A 2,416-nucleotide genomic window follows, 5' to 3' on the forward strand; every position below is an offset into this window, starting at 1 on the left:
GCCAGGACGACCGTATCGGCCCGGATCGTGCCCTGCGGCGTGACCACACCGCTGACCCGCCCGCGTTCGACAAGGATGTCATCGACCGGGCATCCCTCGACAATCCGAACGCCGCGCTTTCGCGCCCCGGCCGCCATTGCCATGGACACGTCGACCGGATTGGCGCGGCCATCCTCGGGCGACCAGATCGCCGACAGCATCCCCGCGGTCTCGATCAGCGGGAACATCGCCCGGACCTCGGAGGGCGACACTTCGTGCTTGTCGTGCCCCATGAGGCGCCTGAAGTTCATCTCGCGCCGCTGCGCCTCGCGTCGCGTCTGCGTCGTCGCGATATGCAGGTGGCCACATTGACGAAACCCGGTGGAAACGCCGGTTTCCGCCTCAAGCCGCCGATAAAGATCGCGCAATGACGAAAGATCCAGCTGAGCGTTTCGGTCGACATCCCGGCCGAGGCGATCAGACCCGCTGCATGCCAGGTGGTGCCGGATGTCAGCTTGTCCCGCTCGAGGACGACGATATCGGTCCAGCCCAGTTCGGCAAGGTGGTAGGCTGTGGATGTACCAATGACACCACCGCCGATCACAACGGCCCTGGCATGGGATGGAAGGGTCTGCTTCATCATTTGTCCGCGAATCATCGCTTGATGCAAAAGCATTGATTGACTTGGCGATAAAAGCAAGCAATGATTGAACAACCATTCAATGGAAGTAAATTAATGAATAAATCAGAGAGTGTTAGGAGGAGGCGAACTGCCCCTCCGGAAGAGCGGAGACGGCAGTTGATCGAGGCGACCATCACCTCGATCAGCCGCCACGGAATCTCTGGCACGACGCTCACGACCGTGACGGGGATCGCTGAGTTGTCGCTTGGCCTGGTGAATTTTCACTTCAAGTCCAAGGACGCGCTCTTGGTCGAAACCCTGAACTACCTCGCCGCAGAACTGCGCGACCGCTGGCAGGAAACGGCGCGGCGGCCCGATCTTGCGCCGCATGAGAAACTCTCCGCGATCGTCGAGGCACATTTCGAGGGCGGCATCAGCAATCGCCGCAAGCTCGCCGTCTGGTTCGCCTTTTTCGGGGAGACCAAGCAGCGAAAATCCTATCGCGAATGTACGGCCGCGCTCGACATGGAGCGGCTGGACACCTCGACCGAACTGTGCCGCGCCCTCATCGGCCAGGGTGGATACGATGATGTGAATCCCGAAGGCATTGGCGAAGCGCTGGAAGCGCTCTTCGATGGCTTCTGGCTGAACATCCTGATGTATCCGGCGCGTTTCACCAATAACGACGCCAAGGCGCAGATCTACGCCTATCTGGCGGGCCAATTCCCGCGCCACTTCACCGAGGCCGGGCCGCGACAGAAAGACTGAGCAATGGCGCGCGATCCACGTTTTGACCTCCTGTTCGAGCCGCTGAAAATCGGCCCCGTTACCGCGCCGAACCGCTTCTGGCAGGTGCCGCATTGCACCGGCATGGGGTTTGCCCTGCCCGCCACTCTCGCGGCGATGCGTGGCGTGAAGGCCGAAGGCGGCTGGGGCGTGGTCAACACCGAATACTGCTCGATCCACCCGACATCCGACGACACGCCCGCGCCCTTTGCGACACTTTGGGACGAGGACGACATCCGCAACATGGCAGCGATGACCGAAGCGGTGCATGCGCATGGCGCGCTCGCGGGGGTAGAGCTTTGGCATGGCGGTTGGCGGGCGGGGAATGTTCTGTCCCGCGAGGCGCCCTTGGGGCCGGAAAGCATGCTGGCCGAGACGGTGCCCTGGCAAAGCCAGCGCATGGATAAGCAGGATATCCGGGCCTTGCGTGACTGGCACCGCGCCGCCGCGCTGCGCGCCAAGGCGGCCGAATTCGACGTGGTTTATGTCTATGCCGCCCATACTTATCTGCTGACCCAGTTCCTCGACCCTTCGACCAATTCGCGCGGCGACGACTACGGCGGCGAGTTTTCCGCCCGCGCCCGGCTGGTGCGCGAACTGGTCGAGGACACGCGCGAGGCGGTGGGCGACCGCTCTGCCATCGCGGTCCGCATCGAGGTGACGGACGAAGACGGCACCGGAGCCGAGGAACGGGCGCAACTCCTGGCCGAGCTTGCCCCGCTGATCGACGTCTTCGACGTGACGATCCCCGATTACGGTAAGGAAATGGGCCCCTCGCGTTTCGTCAAGGAAGCGGTGCTGGAAGGCCATATCGTCCATGTGAAGGCCACGACCGGCAAGCCGGTGGTCGCGGTTGGCCGCTTCACCAGCCCCGAGACGATGCTGAGCCAGATCCGGCGCGGCGTGCAGGATTTCATCGGCGCCGCCCGCCCCTCGATCGCCGATCCCTTTCTGCCCGCAAAGATCCGCGAAGGGCGCTTGGACGAGATCCGCGAATGTATCGGCTGCAACATTTGCTACGCCCATGAC

General features: G+C 63.1%; 1 protein-coding gene and 2 pseudogenes. 2 read left to right on the plus strand and 1 reads right to left on the minus strand.

The features are described 5' to 3' along the window. Positions 1 to 655 (minus strand): annotated as a pseudogene (locus tag WBB85_RS04465) (NAD(P)/FAD-dependent oxidoreductase); the annotation flags it as partial. A 123-nt stretch (positions 656 to 778) separates the two neighbouring features. Between WBB85_RS04465 and WBB85_RS04470 the strand changes: the two are divergent. Together WBB85_RS04470 and WBB85_RS04475 are read left to right on the plus strand one after the other, a co-directional pair. Further along, on the plus strand, positions 779 to 1,369 hold the full coding sequence (locus WBB85_RS04470; protein WP_432637422.1) for a TetR family transcriptional regulator C-terminal domain-containing protein: 591 nt from the start codon (positions 779 to 781) through the stop codon (positions 1,367 to 1,369). Between the two features lie 3 nt (positions 1,370 to 1,372). After that, a pseudogene (locus WBB85_RS04475) lies at positions 1,373 to 2,416 on the plus strand (NADH:flavin oxidoreductase); the annotation flags it as partial.

Origin of the sequence: Albidovulum sp. (assembly GCF_049646345.1) — a bacterium.
Taxonomy (GTDB): domain Bacteria; phylum Pseudomonadota; class Alphaproteobacteria; order Rhodobacterales; family Rhodobacteraceae; genus Albidovulum.